We start from the raw sequence: 20,720 nt of genomic DNA, 5'->3' as shown, positions 1-20,720 counted from the left end.
CGACACCGATCCCGATTCTCCAATACTCACAGCAAGCACCCATAGAAGGAAAACCCTATGCGCTACTGTGTGGCAGACTATCTGGTCGACCGGCTAAATGAATGTGGGATCCGCCATCTTTTTGGCGTGCCGGGAGACTACAACCTGGTTTTTCTCGACCATGTTATTGCCCACCCTGAACTCGCCTGGGTGGGCTGTGCCAACGAGCTTAATGCGGCCTACGCCGCCGATGGTTACGCCCGCTGCAAAGGTGCGGCGGCGTTGTTAACGACTTTTGGCGTGGGTGAGTTAAGCGCGCTTAACGGCGTGGCCGGTAGCTACGCCGAACACCTCCCGGTTATTCACATCGTGGGCGCGCCAAATAGCCATGCCCAGCAGCGCGGCGAATTGCTGCACCACACGCTGGGCGACGGCGACTTCCGGCATTTTCTGCGTATTGCCGAAGAGGTTTCTGTCGCGCAGGCCACGCTTACCCCCGCCAACGCCTGTACTGAAATAGACCGCGTTATCCTGGAAGCGTTAAAACAGCAGCGCCCCGGCTACCTGCTGCTGCCGAGCGACGTGGCAGAAGCCCCTGCAACCAGGCCGACAAAACGGCTGGATGTTGCCGCCGCCGCTGCTGAGCCCGCCACGCTGGAAGCGTTCCGCCACTGCGCCCAGGCAAAAATTGCCGAAAGCCGCAGCGCTTCTCTGCTGGCTGATTTCCTTGCCTTGCGTTATGGGCTGCAGGAGGCGCTCCAGCAATGGATGGACGGCACGCCAATGCCTCACGCCTCATTGCTGATGGGCAAAGGCCTGTTTGATGAGAGTAAACCGGGCTTTCTCGGCACCTACAGCGGGGCCGCCAGCGAACCGCAGGTACGGCAGGGCATTGAAAGCGCCGGGGTGGTCATTTGCGTGGGCGTAAGATTTACCGACACCATAACCGCAGGCTTCAGCCAGAAGCTAAGCCAGCAGCAGACGATAGACGTTCAGCCCAATGCGGTTCGCGTGGGTGAGCGCTGGTTTAGCGGCATCTCTATGGCGCAGGCGGTAGACGTTCTGCATCAGCTCTGCAAACGGCAGGCCTCCGCGTGGCCAGCGGCGACGCAAAGGCCATCGGAGCTACAGCCCGGCAATGGCGACAAGCTCGACCAGCATGCGCTCTGGCACACTCTGCAAAATGCGCTTCAGCCTGGAGATATCGTGCTGGCTGACCAGGGGACGGCTGCTTTCGGTGCCGCGGCGCTGACGCTTCCTGAGGGAGTCACTTTTATTGCTCAGCCGCTTTGGGGATCTATCGGCTATACGCTGCCCGCCGCATTTGGGGCGCAAACCGCTCACCCGAACAGGCGCGTATTGCTGCTAATTGGCGACGGCTCCGCGCAGCTCACTATTCAGGAACTGGGAAGCATGCTGCGGGACGGGCAGAAACCTGTCGTGCTGCTGCTGAACAACGACGGTTATACGGTTGAACGCGCCATTCACGGCCCTGAACAGCGCTACAACGATATAGCCGCCTGGGACTGGACGCGGCTGCCGCAGGCGCTGAGCGTGGACGGGCAGGCGGAGTGCTGGCGAGTGACAGAAACGGCGCAGCTTGCGGCGGTGATGGAAAAACTGGCCAGCCCGGAAAGGCTGGCGCTGATAGAGATTATGCTGCCGAAGCAGGACATTCCAGAGCTGCTGCGGGCGGTAACCAGCTCGCTCGGCAAGCGCAACTCGGAAATGGAACACTAGCGGTTCGGTCGTCCGGCCATCATCAGGGGTTTACCCGCCAGCAGCAGCCAGGCGGGTAACATCACGATGCACAACAGCGGCAGCAGTTTGACGTCGGGTACGACGGCCATCGCCATAAACAGGCTGAGCCAGCCGTCACGCGTGACAACCAGCACCAGGCCCAGCACCGCGCAGGAAAGCGTAATGGCCGCCGGAACGGCGTCCACGTGCTGATGCAGCATCATGCCCAGCGCCACGCCGACAAACACCGCCGGGAAAATACGCCCGCCCCTGAACCCGCTGGCGGCGGCAATAACCAGCGCCGCCAGCTTCACCACTGCAAACAGCAGCAGCGAAGAGACTGAAAAGTCAGAAATCGCCAGCTGGCGCATTTCATCCAGCCCTTTAAACATCGTAATCTCCCCGCCGATAACCCCCAGCAGGCCAAGCATAAAGCCGCCAACGCCAAGGATAAGCACCGGGTGTTTTAGCTGATGCATCAGGCGGTGCAGGCGCGGCAGGCACCAGACGCCAACCATGCCCATCGCAACGGCGATGGCCGTGACCACCGCGCCGCTAAAGATGTCTTCAATATGCATTTCCGGGTAGCTGGCAACCGGCAACGCGAAGTGAGGGTGGTAAAAGATGCTGGTGGTTAGCGCCCCGGCGGAGGCGGCCATCAGCGGGGCAAACAGCCTGTCCCAAAGCGGGACTTCGTTATTGCCACCGAGCGTTTGAGAAAAGATAAGCGCGGCGGCAACCGGGGTTCCAAATAGCGCGCCGATGGTGCCTGCCGCAGCAAGGATAGTCCAGTCCAGCGGGCTAACCTTCGGCAGCACACGAGCGCCAAGGGCTACCGCGAGCGCAATATTCACCGCCATAATCGGGTGCTCCGGGCCAAGGCTAACGCCCCCGGCCAGCCCAATCACCAGCGCCAGAATCAGGCCGGGGACGGCCATCGCCGGAACCGGAGCCCCAATCAGCGGCTCGGTTGCCGGGTCGGGGCCGCCGTGCCCCGGCAAAAAACGCAGCACCAGCCCAACGGCTATGCCGGTTAATGTCAGGATCGTGATTATCCAGAACGGCGAATGCGGACTGTAACCCTGCCCGGCGGGCAGCGTGACCCACAAAAAGCCCTGGAGCGCAGCGGCAACCTTCATCACGACTATCAACACCAGGCTGGAAAAGACGCCGATAATCAGAGCCGGAATGGAAAGAACCAGCATGGTTCTGGCTCGCGGATGGAGCATAGTCAGTCCTTAAAATAGGGGGGCCGAACGGCTCCGCGCCCGAAAGCCAGAAGCCGCATTGCAAACAGGGCTGAAACGGTAAAGCCAGAATGTGACCTGGTTCAACAATCAAGCCGCAGCAGGATGATGGTCGTTGTTGTTTCGGCTGGCTACTTTTACAGTGTTGCCAGAACTTATTCTGACTTTAGCGGAGCTGTTTGAGAATGACAAAATATGCTTTGGTGGGAGATGTCGGCGGCACCAATGCACGTCTGGCTCTATGCGATTTGAGTAATGGTGATATTTCACAAGCGAAGACTTACTCCGGGCTGGACTTTCCGAGCCTCGAAGCAGTTATCCAGCATTATCTCAAAGAGCATGACATCAGCGTGCAGTCCGGCTGCGTGGCTATCGCCTGCCCGGTAACCGGTGACTGGGTGGCAATGACCAACCACACATGGGCGTTTTCCACGTCCGAAATGAAGAAAAATCTTGGCTTCAGCCATCTGGAAATTATTAACGACTTTACCGCTGTTTCAATGGCCATTCCGATGATGAAACCGGAACACCTGATCCAGTTTGGCGGAGACAAGCCGGTCGAGGGTAAACCGGTCGTGGTTTACGGGGCCGGAACCGGGCTGGGCGTGTCGCATCTGGTGCATGTCGATAAGCGCTGGATAAGCCTGCCGGGTGAGGGTGGCCACTCGGACTTTGCGCCGAACAGCGAAGAAGAGGGGATTATTCTTCACCAGCTGCGCCAGGAGATAGGCCACGTCTCTAACGAGCGTATACTCTCAGGCCCGGGCCTGGTGAATTTGTACCGCGCTATCGTTAAAGCCGACGGCCGCGAGCCGGAAAACTACCAGCCGAAGGATATTACCGAACGTGCGGTAGATGACAGCTGCACCGACTGCCGCCGGGCATTGTCTCTGTTCTGCGTTATTCTGGGGCGCTTTGGCGGTAACCTGGCGCTGAATATGAGCACCTTTGGCGGGGTTTATATTGCAGGCGGGATTGTGCCGCGTTTCCTTGAGTTCTTTAAAGCTTCCGGCTTCCGCGGCGGGTTTGAAGATAAAGGCCGCTTTAAAGAGTACGTGAAGGACATCCCTGTTTACCTGATTGTTCACGACCAGCCGGGGCTGGTGGGCGCCGGGGCGCATCTTCGCCAGACGCTGGGGCAGGTTCTGTAATATTGCGCGGGCGTAGCTACTGCGCCCGCCATCTCTCCCTCTAAAGGCGCATCAGCTGCCTGAACTCTTTCACCTTGCTGCGGCTCACCGGCACCTGAAAATCCAGGTCGCGCAGGCGCAATATGTAGGTGTTATTGAACCACGGCTCTATCTCGCGAATTTTGCTCAGGTTAACCACGTAAGAACGGTGGCAGCGGAAGAAATGACTCTCCGGCAGGCGGCTGCAAAATTCAGTAATGTTCATCGGCATCACGTAAGACTCGCGGCGTGTATACACGAAGGTCATTTTTTCGTGGGCTTCGGCGTAGTAAATATCGTTGATGTCGGTAACGATAATCCGCTCGTCCTTCATCAGATTTATCGTGGTGGCTTCGCGGTTTTCATGGCTGGCCGCTGGCTGGGACACCTGCTGATAAGCGGCCTCCAGCTTTTGCAGCATGCCGATGATGCGCGACTCCTGGTAGGGCTTCAGAATGTAGTCAAAAGCCTCCAGCTCGAAAGCCTCAACCGCGTGCTCTTTCCAGGCGGTAATAAACACGATAAACGGCTTATGGGCGAACTTGCTGATGTTCTGAGCCAGCAGCACGCCGTCCAGCGACGGAATATTGATGTCGAGAAAGATGGCGTCCACTTCGTGATGCTGTAAATATTTGAGCACGTCCATCCCGTCGTCAAAAGAGGCGACAATCTCCATCTCGCTGTGATTTTTAATCAGCCAGCTAAGCTCCTGCTGGGCGAGGAATTCGTCTTCTACAATGATGACCTTCATGCTTCTTTCCCTTCCTGTGGGCGAACGGCGGCTGGGACGGCGCGCGGTACATAAAACGCAATCTCGGTTCCCGGCTCCAGGCGACGAATGATCAGCCCTTCGCCGTACAGCAGCTGAACGCGGTGATGCACGTTCAGCAGGCCGATTTTATTGCCCGGCATTTCGTTATTCTCCACGCGCTCAATCACCTTCGGATCGATACCGTTGCCGGTATCCCGAACCGCAATGCGCACCCGGTTGCCGCTCTCTTCAATACTTATCGTCACCACGCCTTTACCTTTGCAGGGCTGAATGCCGTGCACGATGGCGTTTTCAACCAGCGGTTGGATAAGCAGGCTCGGAATGCGGCAATTTACCTCTTCATCGATGTTATAAATCACCGTCAGCTTGTCGCCGAAGCGCGCCTGCTCAATGGCGATATAATCCTTTATCTGGTAAAGCTCTTTGCGGATGTCGATAAGCTCGTCGTCATTCAGCTCGATGTTATAGCGCAGATAGCGTGACAGATTGACGATAAGCTGCCGCGCGGTGTCCGGATTCAGGCGAATGGAGGAGGAGATAGCATTGAGCGCGTTAAACAGGAAGTGCGGGTTTATCTTACTTTGCAGCGCCCGCAGTTCGGCTTTGTTCGCCATCTCTCTTAATTGCTCTGCCCGCGAAACCTCCAGCTGAGTGGAGATAATCTGCGACAGGCCAACGGCCATTTCCTGTAGCGTCGAGGTTATCTGGTGGGCATGGCGATAATAAATTTTCAGCGTGCCGGTTACGACGCCCTTTTCCCACAGCGGAATAATAATCAGCGAGTGAATCTCCGGCGTGCGCCAGGCTTCGTCATCGTTGCGGATGATAATACGGCCTTCTTTCAGCGCTTTACGGGTGCGCGGGCTGAACGCCTGGTCGTTCTCATGGTAATTACTTTCCCCCAGCCCGACGTAGGCCAGCACCTTTTCGGTATCGGTTATCGCCACCGCGTCAGCATCAATATCTTCGCGGATAATCTTACAGACCTGGCGCAGCGACTCGCTGTTGACCTTGCGGAACAGCGGCAGCGTTTTATTGGCAATATCCAGCGCCAACTTGGCCTGGCGAGCGGCGCTGGCTTCTTTTTCGCCCTCCACGCTGCGCACCAGCAGAATAATAAAACCTATCGATACCGAGCCGAGAATCATCGGCACGCCGATTTTTGACACGATATCGAGGCCCAGCGCGGTCGAAGGTGCCCAGGCCACGACCAGAATCATGGTCATGGTCTCGCATAACATGCCGCCGATTATCCCCACGCGCCAGTGCCGGTCTTTGGGCACTTTGCGGTTGATCCAACCGGCGATAATACCGGCCAGAATGCTGGTGATAAAACAGGGAATGGCGGTGATACCGCCGATGTCTATCAGGTAGCGGTGGGTTCCGGCGATAAGCCCGGTAATGATCCCGACCCACGGCCCGAACAAAATCCCCCCCGACATCACGGCAATAATTCGCACATTCACCAGCGAGCCTTCTACAGGCACGCCGGACCAGGTGCTGAACAGCGCGAACATGGAAAATATGGCGGTAACGGCCAGCAGCTCTTTTGGCGTGTGGGCATTTTTGTGCAGCAGCTCGCGGAACAACCTGATGCGGATCAGGAAGAACAGGCAAATAAGCATCAGCGCCGCGCGATCGAACACCGCCAGCAGCATATTAAGGATTTCGTGCACGGGATACTCGCGTGGCTCAGAGGGGAAGGGGTAATGATAAGGAAATTTGCAGGGGGTTTCCAGTTAAGGGCTGCCCCTCAGCTTGAGCCGTCGCCTATACCGTTCAGTAACATCCACCCTTATGCAGGGGCGGCTGAGGTTCCGTTCACCCGTAAATCTATTTTCCCTGTACGTTCAGATACGGTGAACGTGTCCGGGGGATAACGCCATCCCCCGGACCGCCCCGGCGCCCGGCAAGCTCATCGCCGCTAAAGCGGTAAACCCACCGGTTATCACCCAAACATTCGGGGTCGTTCGCGATTCGTTCCCGACGATCGCTCTCTTTCGCTGCTCCCGGCAGCTCAACCCCGCCTGAGTTGGGTCATAATCGGGGGCGATAAAACGGAGGTCTGCCGCTTCAGCGGTCGATTTATTTGGCCGGGAGTCCGGGGACTCGGGGGAATGACGGTGATTCTCCCGAGACGTTCACCGGTGCGGTGGCCGCATATAAAACAGGACTGGAAGTGAACGGAACCTTAGCCAGGCCTGCATAATCGTCGATGTTTATGACTAAGTGACAACTCTGGCAGCGTGAGGGTCAGTTACTTCCCGCCCAGCTGTTCACGCCCGGCAGCCGTTAAATCCTGCTCCGTCGCCCGGCCTTCAAAATCAACTTCGAAATCATCGGCGGCAAAGTCAGGGGGAGATTTCCCCTCCACAAACGCAGCCCATTGGTGCGGCAGGTATTCGGCGTTCTTCTCGCACCACGGCGCGGCGGCAATATACATCACGTTGCTGTCGAACTCGCCGAGGTGCTCGTTCTCTACCGAGTGGATAACGTCGCAGTGCCAGAATACGGTGTCGCCCGGCTCCATATCTGGAATTGAGGAAATCCCAGTCAATAAAAGGGGATGCCACTCTTTGTTAATGGATAACGCTCTGCCAGGCTTCGCCTCGCACAGAGAGTCTTCCGGTACGTCATCCTGCAAAGCTCGCAGTAAAATATAGGCCATTGCATTGGCCACCGGCAGCAGATTCAGCGTGCCGCCGTGTTTGCGCTGCGGCGTCAGGGCCGTCCAGCCCTGGAAGGTGCGGAACATTGAGCACACCGCGGGCGATGGGAATTCGCGCACTTCCGTCCTGCCTTCGGCGGCAAAAGGGCTGTACTCCCGCCACTGGCCGGAGAAGACGTGACGGTAAACGTGACGGAAGTTTTCGTCCAGCCAGCGCTCTACCGAACCGCCGTCCACATGCGGCGAAAGGCCAAGAGAACTTGAGCGTGGCGGGCGGCGGCGGGTGCGGTCGGCATAAGAGACAACGCGATCGGGATCAAAATGCTGTCTGCCGTTGCTCTGCGTTTCCCAGAGATTATTCAGGAAAACCTGCACCGCTTTCATACGTTCGTGCTGGCGAGCCTCGACCTGCGGCCTGGACCAGTAGATGCCGTAAATTTGCGGTTTACTGTCGGCAAGTGTGCCGAAATAGTTATCCTCTGCGGCGTTTTTCAGCTTTTCTACAAAATTATTACGCTCAAGATAATTTCCTATCTCCTGGTTCCAGCCATTAGCCGTGGCCTGCGGGAATACGCCTTTGATGGTGCAGCAGCCGCGCTGGCGAATGAGCGCTTTTTGCTGCTCGCTGACGCGATTATGAATAATGTCATCGGCATTGATTTGTGGAACAGGATTCTCACCGCGCGCCATCTCGCCGCGGATCTCTTCGATCTGCTGGCTAATGTTGGCTTCAAGTTCGGCGAATACCGCCTGATAGTTTGGCAAGTCCTGGCGAAGCTTTTGTTTTATCACGCGGATAGCTTTTGGCAGATCGTTAATTTCCAGGTGCATAGGGGACTCCATCTCATCAGAGAGTAAGTTGCTGGGTTGTTGCTACCTGGTTAATCTAAGCTTAATTGATTAAATGAAATAGAGATGACTTTCGAATGAAGCTTCCCGTTTTAGGAGAAAAGAAATATTTTTTCGTTACCCCCTCGACAGGGGATTTTTATTCGGGCTATTTTCAAAAAAGGCCACATACGTGGCAGCGTCGCTCGGACGGTCCGGGCGCTAACGTGACTCTGAGGAATTTATGGCTGACTCCAGTCCAAAACGTCGTTTTTCGCGTATCGATCGCCTTCCCCCGTATGTTTTTAACATCACCGCTGAACTGAAGATGGCTGCGCGTCGGCGCGGCGAAGACATTATTGACTTCAGCATGGGCAACCCTGACGGGGCCACGCCGCCGCACATTGTCGAGAAACTTTGCACCGTTGCGCAGCGTGAAGATACACATGGCTACTCAACCTCACGCGGTATCCCCCGCCTGCGTCGTGCTATTTCGCGCTGGTACAAAGACCGCTACGACGTGGATATCGACCCGGAAAGCGAAGCCATCGTGACCATCGGCTCCAAAGAGGGGCTGGCGCACCTGATGCTGGCAACGTTGGATCACGGCGATACCGTGCTGGTGCCAAACCCGAGCTACCCCATTCATATTTACGGGGCGGTCATTGCCGGGGCGCAGGTTCGCTCGGTACCGCTGGTGGAAGGCGTGGACTTCTTTGCCGAGCTGGAGCGGGCTATCCGTGAAAGCTATCCGAAACCGAAAATGATGATCCTCGGCTTCCCGTCTAACCCAACCGCGCAGTGCGTGGAGCTGGAGTTTTTCGAAAAAGTTGTTGCCCTGGCGAAGCAGTACGACGTGCTGGTTATCCACGATCTGGCCTACGCAGACATTGTTTATGATGGCTGGAAAGCACCGTCCATTATGGAAGTTCCCGGCGCGCGTGACGTGGCGGTAGAATTCTTTACGCTCTCCAAGAGCTATAACATGGCGGGCTGGCGCATTGGCTTTATGGTCGGCAACCAGGAGCTGGTTAGCGCTCTGGCACGAATCAAGAGCTACCACGACTATGGCACCTTTACGCCGCTACAGGTGGCGGCAATCGCTGCCCTGGAAGGGGACCAGCAGTGCGTTCGTGATATCGCCGAGCAGTACAAACGCCGCCGTGACGTGCTGGTGAAAGGGCTGCATGAAGCGGGCTGGATGGTTGAATGCCCGAAAGCATCAATGTACGTGTGGGCAAAAATTCCCGAACAATACGCGGCAATGGGCTCCCTGGAGTTTGCTAAAAAACTGCTTCAGGAAGCGAAAGTCTGCGTTTCGCCGGGGATTGGCTTCGGTGACTACGGCGATACTCACGTTCGCTTCGCGCTGATTGAAAACCGGGATCGCATTCGCCAGGCCGTGCGCGGCATTAAATCGATGTTCCGTGCCGACGGCCTGCTGCCGCCGGTGCCTAAAAACGCCGCTGAGAGTGCTGAATAATAAAACGAAAACAGGAGCCATCTGGCTCCTGTTCTTTTGACTTGTTGCCCGCTGCCGGTTACTCAACCATCAGGAAGAAGGTGCCAGCCCACAACACAACAATCACGGAAATACCCATCAGAAAATATTTCACTTCACATAGCTCCGCGCTGACGCGCATCTCAACAGGTACATAATAAGGTGAAGCCGCAGATTTTTATGGCCGCTCCGCCTGGCATTCGGGGGTAAAACCTTACCCGGACGGCGGTAATGTACTCTCAAATCGAAATTGAAAACAAGTGTCTCAAAATTGTGACAGTTGTCTATTTTTTGAACTTTGGTGGTGTGGCTATGAAAGGGTTTAAAAGCGATAAAAATCATTGTGTTAATCTGAATAATTAATGATTATTTTTGACGTGAAATAAGTATTTTTACTGACAATATATTTTGTGAATTTTTCACGAAGATAAGAAAAATCGGGTATTTTTTCGGAATAAGAGGAACACACATGCTGGCGGGCATTTGGGCAGGTCGCCAACGTTTAAAGCGGTGTTTCAGAGTTTTGATACAGTCCGGGCGCTAAGCCTGAGCGTATGCTCAGTTATTCCATAAAATATTCCGGGTGAATCAGCTTCCCCTTTTAGTGAGCAGGCAATGACAACCTCCGAAACCGCATCAACCGGCTCGCCGCAGACCACTTCCGTTCGCCTGCTTTTTGGCACGCTTATGCTGGTGATGCTTTTAGCCGCGCTTGACCAGACGATTGTTTCCACGGCGCTGCCGACCATCGTCAGCGAGCTGGGTGGGCTGGACCGCCTTTCCTGGGTCGTCACGTCCTACCTGCTGGCTTCAACAATTGTTGTGCCTTTGTACGGAAAATTTGGCGATCTGCTGGGGCGCAAGGTGGTGCTGCAAACGGCTATCGCGCTGTTTCTTCTTGGCTCCGCGCTGTGCGGCCTCGCCCAGAATATGACGCAGCTTATTCTGATGCGTGCTCTGCAGGGACTGGGCGGCGGCGGGCTGCTGGTGGTCACAATGGCGGCGGTGGGCGACGTTATTCCGCCTTCGGAGCGCGGTAAATATCAGGGGCTGTTTGGCGGCGTATTTGGCCTGGCAACGGTAATTGGCCCGCTGATCGGCGGTTTTCTGGTGGAGCATTTCTCCTGGCGCTGGATTTTTTACATTAACCTGCCGCTGGGGATTTTTGCCCTGCTGGTCATCGGCACGGTGCTGAAGTCCCAGACCGCGCGCATTCGCCACCAGATAGACTTCCTTGGCGCGGGCTACCTCACGCTTTCTCTGACCAGCCTGATCCTCTTTACCAGCGAAGGCGGAACGGTACTGGCCTGGTCGGACCCGCAGCTTTGGTGTATTTTCGCCTTTTTTGCGGTCACGCTTGGCGGCTTTATCTATGAAGAACGGCTGGCGGTGGAGCCGATTATCCCGCTGCATCTGTTTCGCAATCGCACCTTTTTAATCAGTTGCCTGGTGGGTTTTATCATCGGCATGTCGTTGTTCGGTTCGATGACCTTTTTGCCGCTCTATTTGCAGGTGGTGAAATTTTCCACGCCTTCTCAGGCCGGGATGCAGATGCTGCCGCTGATGGGTGGCCTGCTCCTGACTTCGATTATTAGCGGGCGTATCATCAGCAAAATTGGCCGCTACCGTATTTTCCCGATACTCGGCACGCTATTGAGCTTTATCGCGATGGCGCTGCTGGGTACGCTGAAACTGGATACGCCGCTGCACACGCTTTATCTGTATGTTGCGCTGCTGGGGCTTGGCCTCGGCATGGTGATGCAGGTGCTGGTGCTGGCGGTGCAAAACAGCGTGGAGCTGAAGCTTATCGGCGTGGCGACCTCAAGCGCGACGCTGTTCCGCTCTATCGGCGGTTCTATCGGCGTCGCTGCATTCGGCGCGGTGTTTACCTCGGTTCTGCGCAGCAATCTTGAAACCCTGATCCCCGAAGGCACTCAGCTTCCTCGCCAGCTGGGAGCAGAAGCGGTGCACCACTTGCCGGAGGCCATCCGTAACGATTATCTTCAGGCCTTCGGGTCGGCTATTCACTCGGTGTTTATTATTGCGGCGAGCGTAATTGTGCTGGGGTTCGTGCTGGCGCTATTTATGAAAAATGAACCACTGCGTAAAGGATAACGATGAAAAAAAGAGTCGATTTAAACAGTGATCTAGGCGAAAGCTTCGGCCAGTGGGCGATGGGTGACGATGCCGCCATTTTACAAATTGTCAGCAGCGCGAACGTGGCCTGCGGGTTTCATGCCGGGTCGCCTGCGGGCATTCTGGAAACGCTCCGTGCGGCAAAAGAGCGGGGCGTAACCGTGGGTGCTCATGTGGCTTATCCGGATCTCGTTGGATTTGGGCGGCGCAATATGGACATCGCCAGTGATGAACTGACGGCAGATGTTATTTACCAAATTGGGGCGTTGCAGGGGCTGGCGCGTGCGGCGGGAACAAGCGTGCGTTATGTGAAGCCGCACGGCGCGCTGTATAACACTATTGCCGACAACAAACGCCAGGCCGATGCGGTGCTTGATGCCATGCTGGCTGTTGACCCGGCTCTTCCGCTGGTGGTGCTGGCAGGCTCGCCGCTGCTGGAATGGGCGCAGCAAAAAGGGGTGAAAACCATCGCCGAGGCTTTTGCCGACAGGGCTTATCACTCCAATGGTTCACTGGTTTCAAGGCGCGAGCCGGGAGCCGTTTTACACGATGCCGGGCAGGTTGCAGCGCGTATGCTCCGGCTGATTACCGAAGGCGGCATCGAGTCAATCGAAGGGCAATTTACGCCCATTGAAGCCGAGTCTATCTGCGTTCACGGAGACAGCGCCGGAGCCATCGCTATGGCGGGCGAAATCCGCAGAGTGTTTGAGTCCCGGGGCATAGCTATTCAGCCTTTCGCCTGATAACGACCGTGGAATGTCGGAGTAAATGTCGGTATAAATGTCGGAGAAACTTTCCCGGAGAGTAAAAGATGAACCGCTACCAGCCGCCATTTTCTTTGACTCCTGCGCTTCTGAACAAGACGGTTGAGGCCGGGGAGCTGCTTGGGCGGTGGTCTGCCGGGACGCAACGTTCTTCCCCTCTGCTGCGCAAAGAAAATCGCATTCGCACCATCCATGCTTCGCTTGCTATAGAACATAACAGCCTGTCTGCACAGCAGGTTACCGCCGTTATGGAAGGGAAGCGTATACTTGCTCCGGCAAAAGATATCCAGGAAGTGCGCAACGCCATTCTGGCTTACGAAAAGCTCCCCGGCTGGCAAAGCCATAGCGTTAATAGCCTGCTCGCTGCCCATCGGCTACTCATGTTCGGGCTGGTGGATGCGCCGGGGAAACTACGCTCTGGCGATGTCGGGATTTACCGCGAAAGTAGACTTATTCATATGGCGCCACCGGCTGGCCGGGTCGGGCATCTGGTGAGCCAGCTTTGTGAATGGCTAAGAGATACCGATCTTCATCCGCTGATTTCCAGCTCTGTTTTTCATTATGAATTCGAATTTATTCATCCTTTTGCCGATGGCAACGGGCGTATGGGGCGGCTGTGGCAAACGCTTATTCTCAGTGAATGGCGGCCCGAGCTGGCGTGGCTCCCGGTAGAAACTCTGATCCACGGCCAGCAAGATGCGTATTACCGCGTGCTGAGAGAATGCGACAGCCGCGGTGACTGCACGGCTTTTATCGAGTTTATGCTGGATAAAATAGTGCTGGCGCTGCGGGAAGGCGTGGCGCATAGCCGGCTGGAAGAGGAGCCAGCGGCTTATTATGCCGAAAGGATCCGCCCCACGGAGGAGCGCATTCTGGCGCTGATTGGGCAACAACCGGCTATAACCATTGCCCGGCTGGCGGTGCTTACCGGGTTAACTACCCGCACCGTCGAACGTAATTTAAAAACGCTCCAGCACAAAGGCCGCCTTTCGCGGATTGGCGCGGCCCGCAGCGGATTCTGGCAGCTGAAATAGCCCCTTATTCTCCCTCCATACAATCCATTCCAATTTCTTTTGTCTTTTTCGGTTAACAATAAAATAACATTATATCTAACAACTTTGTGACAAGGCGCAATATACATATAACTTATTATGTTTTATAAAATGTAGCCATTGCCTGCAACTATGCCCCCTAAAGAGAAAGACATATGGAACAGACATCTGCTACAAAAAGTACCGTACCGCCGCCGGAGAAGGGCCAGCAGTTCAACCGCTCCATCGGGCTGGTCTCCAACTTTGCGCTAGGGTTTACCTATCTCTCGCCGCTGACCGCCGTTTATTCCCTGTTTGCGCTGGCGATCACCCTCGCCGGGCCACCCGCCATCTGGTGGATACTGATTGCCGCCTGCGGCCAGCTGCTGGTGGCGCTGGTGTTCGGCGAAGTCGCTTCGCAGTACCCGATAACCGGCGGATTATATCCGTGGGCCAGAAGGCTCTGGGGCAAGAAATACGCCTGGATTGCGGCGTGGATTTACCTTTGGGCGCTGGTGGTGACGATTACCTCAATCGTCGAATACACCTCCACCTTCGTGGCTTCGCTGTTCCACTACGGCGATACGCCCATTGCCATGTTGCTTACTTCGGTCGTGCTGCTGGCAATCATGATGGGCGTGAATATGTCCGGGACTAAAAACCTCGCAAGAGTGGCCCGCTTCGGCTTCTGGTGCGAAATCATCAGCGTGATTGCGCTGGGTATTTACCTGCTTATTTTCCACCGCAGCCAGCCGTTTTCGGTGGTGTTTGACGCAATGGGGGCGCTGGCGAAAGACGGCAGCTACGGCACCGCTTTTATGTCCGCTTCGCTGATGGGCCTGTTTATGTTTTTTGGCTTTGAGGCCTGCGGCAACGTGGCTGAAGAGGTGCAAAACCCAGGGCGCAAAATCCCGGTTGCGATGATCCTCAGCATCGTGTTCGGGGCTATTTCGGCGGTGATATCGATCCTCGGCTATCTGCTGTCTTCCCCGGACTTGATGAACATCGTAAACGGCAAAATAGCCGATCCGATCCCGGCGATTCTTAATGACGCCCTGGGCGAGAAGGGCGCAACTCTCTTCATCGTGATTGCCGTCGTGGCGATGCTGTCCTGTATTTTGTCGCTTCAGGCCGCGCTAAGCCGCCTGATCTTCTCCTTCTCTCGCGACAAAATGCTGCCGGGTAGCGAATGGCTGGCGAAGATCTCGAAGCACAGCGTGCCGGATAATGCGATGCTGGTGAGCTGCCTGCTGCCGATGGTGATTTGCGTCTGGGTCTACTTCCAGCCGGATAATCTTTCCCGCATTACCGCCTTTGCGGTTATCGGGATCTACATTTCCTTCCAGATGGTGATTCTGGCCGCGCTGCGCCAGCGCCTGAAGGGCTGGAAACCGGCCGGGGAATGGACGCTGGGCTCGTGGGGAATGCCGGTGAACGTGCTGGCGCTGGCCTACGGCATAGGCGGTATCTGGCTGCTGGCTCAGCCTGCGGACAGCACAAACTTTATCGACCGCTGGACGGTACTGGTCGGGCTGGCGCTGATTGTTGGCTCCGGGCTGGCGTATATGGCGCTGGCCAGGCCGTTCGGTCATTCAGATGCCCCGGAAAATGATGCGATTGAATATGCGGATAAGCTAAAACTTTCGCGGGAGTATTAGGAAAAGGGCCTGATGGCCCTTTTTTTACACCTCGTACAGCGTGCAATAATCGCTTTGATACACCGGTTGTACATCGCCGGTGTTGAACAGATCGCCCACCCGGTATTTCGGCCAGGAAGAGAAAATAATTCGCTTATCAATATTAGTCAGGACAACTTTATGGTTATTGAATAGCGGGAGTAATTCTTCTTCCACCTGGCTAACTAAAAGATCAATCGCAGCAACGCCAACAAAGCGCTGATTAAAATAAACCGGCATCGCTGAAGTTAGCGTGTACGAGGTATTACAGACGTAATCAACATACGGGCCGTGAATATAGGCTTTACCGTGCTCCGGCGCGCGTTTAAACCATTCAAAGGTTCTGAAATCCAGCCGCTGCTGGGTAGCCTGATCCAGGTCGAGATTGACCTTGTTAACCCCGTCTGCTTTTTTATACCACCACTCCAGAAGCCAGAATTCTTTATTATCCGGGCTGGCTTCAATATGGCTGGCAAACCCGGAGCCGGAACAGTAAACGGTATTATTCAGCGTCTCTTTGATGTGCTCCTGAATCATCTTTTTAACCGCCGGGTCAAGCAGCAGCTTCAGGTCGTGGCCGCGAAACTCGCCGAGGGCGGACTCTATGTCGTGCGCAAGGCTAACGGTGGCATCGATGGTGGAGTTAATGATGTCGTCAATTTTACGGGTAAAGGGTAGCAGCGATGAGGGTAAGATCATATTTATGCCCGCGTTTGTTGTTGTCAGCTGAATTTATATTTTAATTTATTTTCAATAAGATAAAGGGTGAAGGTGTCGATTAGCTGCGTGGCTAATCTCACGGCTTCGTGCTCATTATGGTTTTCCAGAGCGTTAATCAGCTCGGTATAAAGATCGATAACTTCGCGATGAATAGCCTCAGAACGGTAAAGAATGGCGACCAGCGAAGCCCACTCGGCCTGTAGCAGCAACTCCTGGTTGGCGAGCCTGGCGGACTGGGAACTGGCGGCAAGCGCCAGCAGGCAGCGCATATCGGCCTGGGTCTTCATCTCCGGCGTGGCGGCCGTTTTTAGCTCCTCTATAAAGTCACGCAGCCGGTTAATATCGGCGGGCGTCATTCTGCGGGAAGCCAGTTTGGCGCTATGGCTTATTATGGCGCAATGCATTTCACCCAGGTCGGAAATATAGTCGGAGCTGATGGCCTTAAAAGGGTGCAGGGTGGTATTAAATTCACCGCTGTTTTCGCAAACAAAGCTGCCGCCGTTACGGCCACGAATAGTATGGATTAAATTATTTGCCCGCAGGGTATTTAAGGCTTCACGGATAGTAATGTGTGAAACGCCCATCATTTTGGCAAGATCGGCCTCATTCGGAAGCTGCTCATTGGCCTCAAGCAAACCAGTAATAATTGCATTTGAAAGTCGCTGCACAATCTGATCGGAGCGACTTGCCTGTCCTATAGGTGCGAATATTACTGCATGAGTAATCATATTAATCTCTGATTTAAAGTCCCTGAATCAACGGTTATTGATAGCACAGGACGGCCTTTTAAGAAAGGCGCTGGCCGCCCTGCCAGAACCAGGAGCTTTACGCTTTCATACGCGGGTAAGCCGGGTTTGAACGGCGGAAGCTGCGGATGTTTGTGTGAAAATATTGTTAAATTGAGATGCCAATCATGTTGCTAAAACAAGCGGATTGAAAGATTGCTCATCAAAAGATATTACATAATATTGTTTATGTTTAATCTGAGGAGAAGGCGATGCAAATCCTGAAGCATTTCATCAACGGGCGCTACGTGGCGGGCGAGCAGAATGCGTTATTCGACCTGGTCAGCCCGGTTAACGGCGAGGTTTATGCTCAGTCGCCCGACGGCGGGGCGGCGGAAGTGGACCAGGCCTACGCGGCGGCGAAAGCAGCTTTCGCGGTGTGGAAACACTCTTTGCCGTCTGAAAGGCAGCGCGCTTTGCTGAAACTGGCAGACGAGATTGAGCGCAACGTTGAGCGCCTGGTGGACGTACAAAGCCAGGAAACGGGGCAGCTAAAACACTTTATCGAGAGGGATGAAATCGCCGCCTCCTGCGATGCCATCCGCTTCTTTGCCGGAGCGGCACGCTGCCTTGAAGGCAAAGCTTCCGGGGAATATACCGCCGGGTTTACCTCCACCCTTCGCCGTGAACCGCTGGGTATTGTCGGCCAGGTTACGCCGTGGAACTACCCGTTTATGATGGCGGTATGGAAAATCGCCCCGGCGCTTGCGGCCGGTAATACCGTGGTGCTCAAGCCCAGCGACACCACGCCAATCAGTACCCTGATGTTGGCCGAAATCGCCGCACCGATTTTCCCGCAGGGCGCGTTCAACGTGGTGCTGGGCAAAGCCGGAACCGGGTCGCTGGTCGTTTCAAATCCCGAGGCCTCGCTGGTGTCTATAACCGGTTCGGTGCGCGCCGGGTTACAGGTTGCTGCCTCAGCGGCGGCTAACCTGACCAAAGCGCACTTAGAGCTGGGCGGCAAAGCGCCGGTGGTGGTTTTTGCCGATGCGGACATGAGCAAAGCCGTGGAGGTTATTACCGCCGCAGGATTCTCCAACTCGGGGCAGGACTGCACGGCGGCTACGCGCATTATCGTTGAAGAGTCAGCGTATGACGCCTTCCTTGAGAAGCTCATTGAGAAAACCAAAACGATAACATTTGGTCAGCCCGACGACCGCGATGCGCTGTACGGAGCGCTGAACAGCAGCAACCAGCTGAAGCAGGTCACGGGCTTTATCGAGCGGCTGCCGGCGCACGCAAAAATAGAAACCGGCGGCAAAAAGGGCGCGGGGCCGGGCTTCTATTTTGAGCCAACAATCATCTCCGGGCTTAAGCAGCATGATGAGGCCATTCAGCATGAGGTCTTTGGCCCGGTGATGACCATCCAGTCGTTTTCCGGTGAGGAAGAAGCCCTTAGCCAGGCCAATGATGTGGAATATGGCCTGGCTGCCAGCGTCTGGACCAGCAGCCACAGCCGGGCGCAGCGGTTCAGCACCCGTCTCGACTTCGGTACGGTGTGGATCAACAACCATATTCCGCTGTGCGCCGAAATGCCTCACGGAGGATTTAAAAAATCCGGCTACGGCAAAGATCTCTCTTCCTACTCGCTCGACGAATACACCCGCATCAAACACATCATGTGCGACATCACCGAATAAGGCTCGGGGAAGTTAGCGCTGGGCTAAAGAGCTTAATAAAGCGCCAATCCCCGGTTCAGGCGGGGGATTGGCCGCGGGTGCTATCGCAGCGGCGGAAATCATTTGTTATCATTTCGTAAAGATATATCTATAAGACTGATAAAAAAGGCTCTCTATGTCTATTACCCGACGTGATTTTCTTAACGGGATGGCAATTGCAATTGTCTCTGGCTTAACGCCTCTGGAACTGGTGAGGGCTACCGGCAAAGTGCCGGGCAGCGCCGCTCTTAATGCAGATTACTATCCTCCGCTATTAACCGGGCTACGCGGCAACCACCCCGGCTCGTTCGAAATGGCGCACGCCCTTGGCCGCGAGCACGAAAAATTCGACTTCAGCAAACTGCCGCCAGAAGAAGAGTATGACCTGGTGATTGTCGGCGGCGGTATCAGTGGCCTGGCGGCTGCCTGCTTCTGGCGCGACAAAATGGGCAAGGATGCAAAAATCCTGGTGCTCGATAACCACGACGACTTCGGTGGGCATGCCAAACGTAACGAATTCAACGTCGGCGGCAAAACCCTGCTCGGCTACGGCGGCAGCGAGTCTTTCCAGTCTCCGAACAGTAACTTCAGCCCGGTGGTTCACGGCCTGATGGATTCCCTCGGCGTCAGCATCACGCGTATGAAAAGCAGTTTTGATGCTAACTTTTACCCGGATAACAACCTGAGCCGTGGCGTGTTTTTTGATAAAAAGAACTTCGGCGAAACCAAAATCGTCAGCGGCGATCCTGGCCGCGCGGTTTCCGACGATATTCCGCCGGACAGGCTAAATGGCCGCAGCATCGAAGCCTTTATCAATGACTTCCCGCTTAGCGAGGCAGATCGCAAGGCGTTGCTGGACCTGCACGTTAACCCGTCTGATTACCTCGCAGGGATGAGCGTAGAGCAGAAAACCGAGTGGCTGGACGCCCACAGCTACCACGAATTCCTCGAGAAGAAAGTCGGCTTAAGCAAAATGGTGCTGATGTACTTCCAGCAGCGTACCAACGACTTCTTTGCCATCGGGATTGAAGGCGTGAGCTGTAGCGATGCCCGCGCCTGCGCGCTGCCGGGTATGGAGGCGATGGGCCTCCCGCCGCTGGACGGCGAAGCGTTGGCCGATCTCGAAGAGCCGTACACATATCACTTCCCGGACGGTAATGCCGGGCTGACTCGCCTGATGGTGAGAAAGCTTATTCCGCAAGCATTGCCGGGTAGCACGATGGAAGACTCCGTCACCGCGAGGCTGCACTACGAGCTGCTGGATATCCCGGAAAACGGCACCCGGATCCGCCTGAACAGCAGCGTTATCAACGCGGCCAATACCGATAGCGGCGTGATGGTGAGCTACATCAATAACCAAAGCGGGAAGCTGTACCGGGTGAAGAGCCGCAACGCCATTATGGCGGGCTACAACATGATGATCCCGTACCTCGTGCCGGAGATGCCGGAGCAGCAGAAAGAAGATCTGCGCCTTAACGTGAAAGCGCCGCTGGTTTATACCAACGTGGTGGTCAATAACTGGCGTGCGTTTAAAAATACCGGGGTGCATGAATTCTATTCCCCGGCCGCTCCGTACAGCCGCGTAAAACTCGATTACCCTGTGAGCATGGGCGACTACCATCATCCGAAAACGCCGGACGACCCGATGTGCATTCATATGGTGTATGTCCCGACCTATCCGGGCAGCAATATGTCGCCGCGCGAGCAGTTCCGCCGGGGTCGCGCCTTCCTGTTGGGATCTACTTTTGAAACCCACGAAGAGATGATCCGTTCCCAGCTACAGGAAATGTTGGGCCATACCGGGTTTGATAGTCAGCGTGATATCGCGGCTATTACGGTGAACCGCTGGGCGCACGGCTACGCCTATTACGCTAACTCATTAAGCGATGATATGGAGAAAATGCCCGAGATTATCAGCCGCGCCCGCCAGCCGATTGGCCGAATCACGATAGCGAACTCCGACTCGGACTGGAGCGCTTACGCCCACGCGGCAATTGACCAGGCGTGGCGCGCGGTTAATGAACTTGTGGCGATGGGGTAACCAGA

At 55.5% G+C, this 20,720-nt stretch carries 16 protein-coding genes; 9 read left to right on the top strand and 7 right to left on the bottom strand.

All coding sequences use genetic code 11. The features are described from left to right. Positions 1-57: 57 nt before the first annotated feature. Positions 58-1,719 (top strand): alpha-keto acid decarboxylase family protein, encoded by a 1,662-nt coding sequence (locus tag HMPREF0201_RS14780; protein ID WP_016537545.1) that lies wholly within the window; start codon positions 58-60, stop codon positions 1,717-1,719. On the opposite strand, the gene HMPREF0201_RS14775 is transcribed toward HMPREF0201_RS14780, so the two are convergent. Then, positions 1,716-2,948: an ion channel protein gene (locus HMPREF0201_RS14775; protein ID WP_039898529.1), complete on the bottom strand. Its 1,233-nt coding sequence runs from the start codon at positions 2,946-2,948 to the stop codon at positions 1,716-1,718. The genes HMPREF0201_RS14780 and HMPREF0201_RS14775 overlap by 4 nt on opposite strands. 203 nt (positions 2,949-3,151) lie before the next feature. Here HMPREF0201_RS14775 and glk point away from each other — a divergent pair, with 203 nt between their 5' ends. Continuing rightward, positions 3,152-4,117: a glucokinase gene (glk, locus tag HMPREF0201_RS14770; protein ID WP_016537543.1), complete on the top strand. Its 966-nt coding sequence runs from the start codon at positions 3,152-3,154 to the stop codon at positions 4,115-4,117. Between the two features lie 40 nt (positions 4,118-4,157). On the opposite strand, the gene HMPREF0201_RS14765 is transcribed toward glk, so the two are convergent. The 3 genes from HMPREF0201_RS14765 to HMPREF0201_RS14755 form a co-directional block, all read right to left on the bottom strand. Continuing rightward, positions 4,158-4,886 (bottom strand): LytR/AlgR family response regulator transcription factor, encoded by a 729-nt coding sequence (locus HMPREF0201_RS14765; protein WP_016537542.1) that lies wholly within the window; start codon positions 4,884-4,886, stop codon positions 4,158-4,160. Continuing rightward, positions 4,883-6,583, bottom strand: a complete 1,701-nt coding sequence (locus HMPREF0201_RS14760) for a sensor histidine kinase (protein WP_055696370.1) — start codon at positions 6,581-6,583, stop codon at positions 4,883-4,885. The genes HMPREF0201_RS14765 and HMPREF0201_RS14760 overlap by 4 nt, the downstream gene beginning before the upstream one ends. A 581-nt stretch (positions 6,584-7,164) precedes the next feature. Continuing rightward, entirely contained in the window at positions 7,165-8,406 is a 1,242-nt protein-coding gene (locus HMPREF0201_RS14755; RefSeq protein ID WP_039898526.1) for a DUF1479 domain-containing protein, read from the bottom strand. Positions 8,407-8,647: 241 nt separating this feature from the next. Here HMPREF0201_RS14755 and alaC point away from each other — a divergent pair, with 241 nt between their 5' ends. After that, on the top strand, positions 8,648-9,886 hold the full coding sequence (alaC, locus tag HMPREF0201_RS14750) for an alanine transaminase (RefSeq protein WP_016537538.1): 1,239 nt from the start codon (positions 8,648-8,650) through the stop codon (positions 9,884-9,886). A 58-nt stretch (positions 9,887-9,944) separates the two neighbouring features. On the opposite strand, the gene ypdK is transcribed toward alaC, so the two are convergent. Further along, the gene (ypdK, locus tag HMPREF0201_RS23540; RefSeq protein WP_154188806.1) at positions 9,945-10,004 is read right to left on the bottom strand and encodes a membrane protein YpdK; all 60 of its coding nucleotides are present in this window, start codon (positions 10,002-10,004) and stop codon (positions 9,945-9,947) included. 515 nt (positions 10,005-10,519) lie between these two features. Between ypdK and HMPREF0201_RS14745 the strand changes: the two genes are divergently transcribed. The 4 genes from HMPREF0201_RS14745 (at position 10,520) to HMPREF0201_RS14730 (ending at position 15,493) form a co-directional block, all read left to right on the top strand. Then, on the top strand, positions 10,520-12,019 hold the full coding sequence (locus HMPREF0201_RS14745) for an MDR family MFS transporter (protein ID WP_039898523.1): 1,500 nt from the start codon (positions 10,520-10,522) through the stop codon (positions 12,017-12,019). 2 nt (positions 12,020-12,021) lie between these two features. Continuing rightward, entirely contained in the window at positions 12,022-12,783 is a 762-nt protein-coding gene (locus HMPREF0201_RS14740; protein WP_016537533.1) for a LamB/YcsF family protein, read from the top strand. Positions 12,784-12,851: 68 nt separating this feature from the next. Beyond that, positions 12,852-13,838 carry a Fic family protein gene (locus HMPREF0201_RS14735; protein ID WP_016537532.1) on the top strand — a complete coding sequence of 329 codons (987 nt, stop codon included), beginning with the start codon at positions 12,852-12,854 and terminating at the stop codon, positions 13,836-13,838. A 173-nt stretch (positions 13,839-14,011) separates the two neighbouring features. Continuing rightward, positions 14,012-15,493, top strand: a complete 1,482-nt coding sequence (locus HMPREF0201_RS14730) for an APC family permease (protein WP_016537531.1) — start codon at positions 14,012-14,014, stop codon at positions 15,491-15,493. 24 nt (positions 15,494-15,517) lie between these two features. On the opposite strand, the gene HMPREF0201_RS14725 is transcribed toward HMPREF0201_RS14730, so the two are convergent. Together HMPREF0201_RS14725 and HMPREF0201_RS14720 are read right to left on the bottom strand one after the other, a co-directional pair. Further along, positions 15,518-16,210: a cache domain-containing protein gene (locus tag HMPREF0201_RS14725; RefSeq protein WP_016537530.1), complete on the bottom strand. Its 693-nt coding sequence runs from the start codon at positions 16,208-16,210 to the stop codon at positions 15,518-15,520. 23 nt (positions 16,211-16,233) lie between these two features. Then, the gene (locus HMPREF0201_RS14720; RefSeq protein ID WP_016537529.1) at positions 16,234-16,959 is read right to left on the bottom strand and encodes a FadR/GntR family transcriptional regulator; all 726 of its coding nucleotides are present in this window, start codon (positions 16,957-16,959) and stop codon (positions 16,234-16,236) included. Between the two features lie 269 nt (positions 16,960-17,228). Between HMPREF0201_RS14720 and HMPREF0201_RS14715 the strand changes: the two genes are divergently transcribed. Together HMPREF0201_RS14715 and HMPREF0201_RS14710 are read left to right on the top strand one after the other, a co-directional pair. Continuing rightward, positions 17,229-18,656: a gamma-aminobutyraldehyde dehydrogenase gene (locus HMPREF0201_RS14715; RefSeq protein WP_016537528.1), complete on the top strand. Its 1,428-nt coding sequence runs from the start codon at positions 17,229-17,231 to the stop codon at positions 18,654-18,656. Between the two features lie 154 nt (positions 18,657-18,810). Continuing rightward, positions 18,811-20,715 carry an NAD(P)-binding protein gene (locus tag HMPREF0201_RS14710; RefSeq protein ID WP_016537527.1) on the top strand — a complete coding sequence of 635 codons (1,905 nt, stop codon included), beginning with the start codon at positions 18,811-18,813 and terminating at the stop codon, positions 20,713-20,715. Positions 20,716-20,720: the final 5 nt, after the last annotated feature.

Origin of the sequence: Cedecea davisae DSM 4568, from assembly GCF_000412335.2 — a bacterium.
GTDB lineage: Bacteria > Pseudomonadota > Gammaproteobacteria > Enterobacterales > Enterobacteriaceae > Cedecea > Cedecea davisae.
This window is presented reverse-complemented; position numbering and strand designations above follow the sequence as displayed.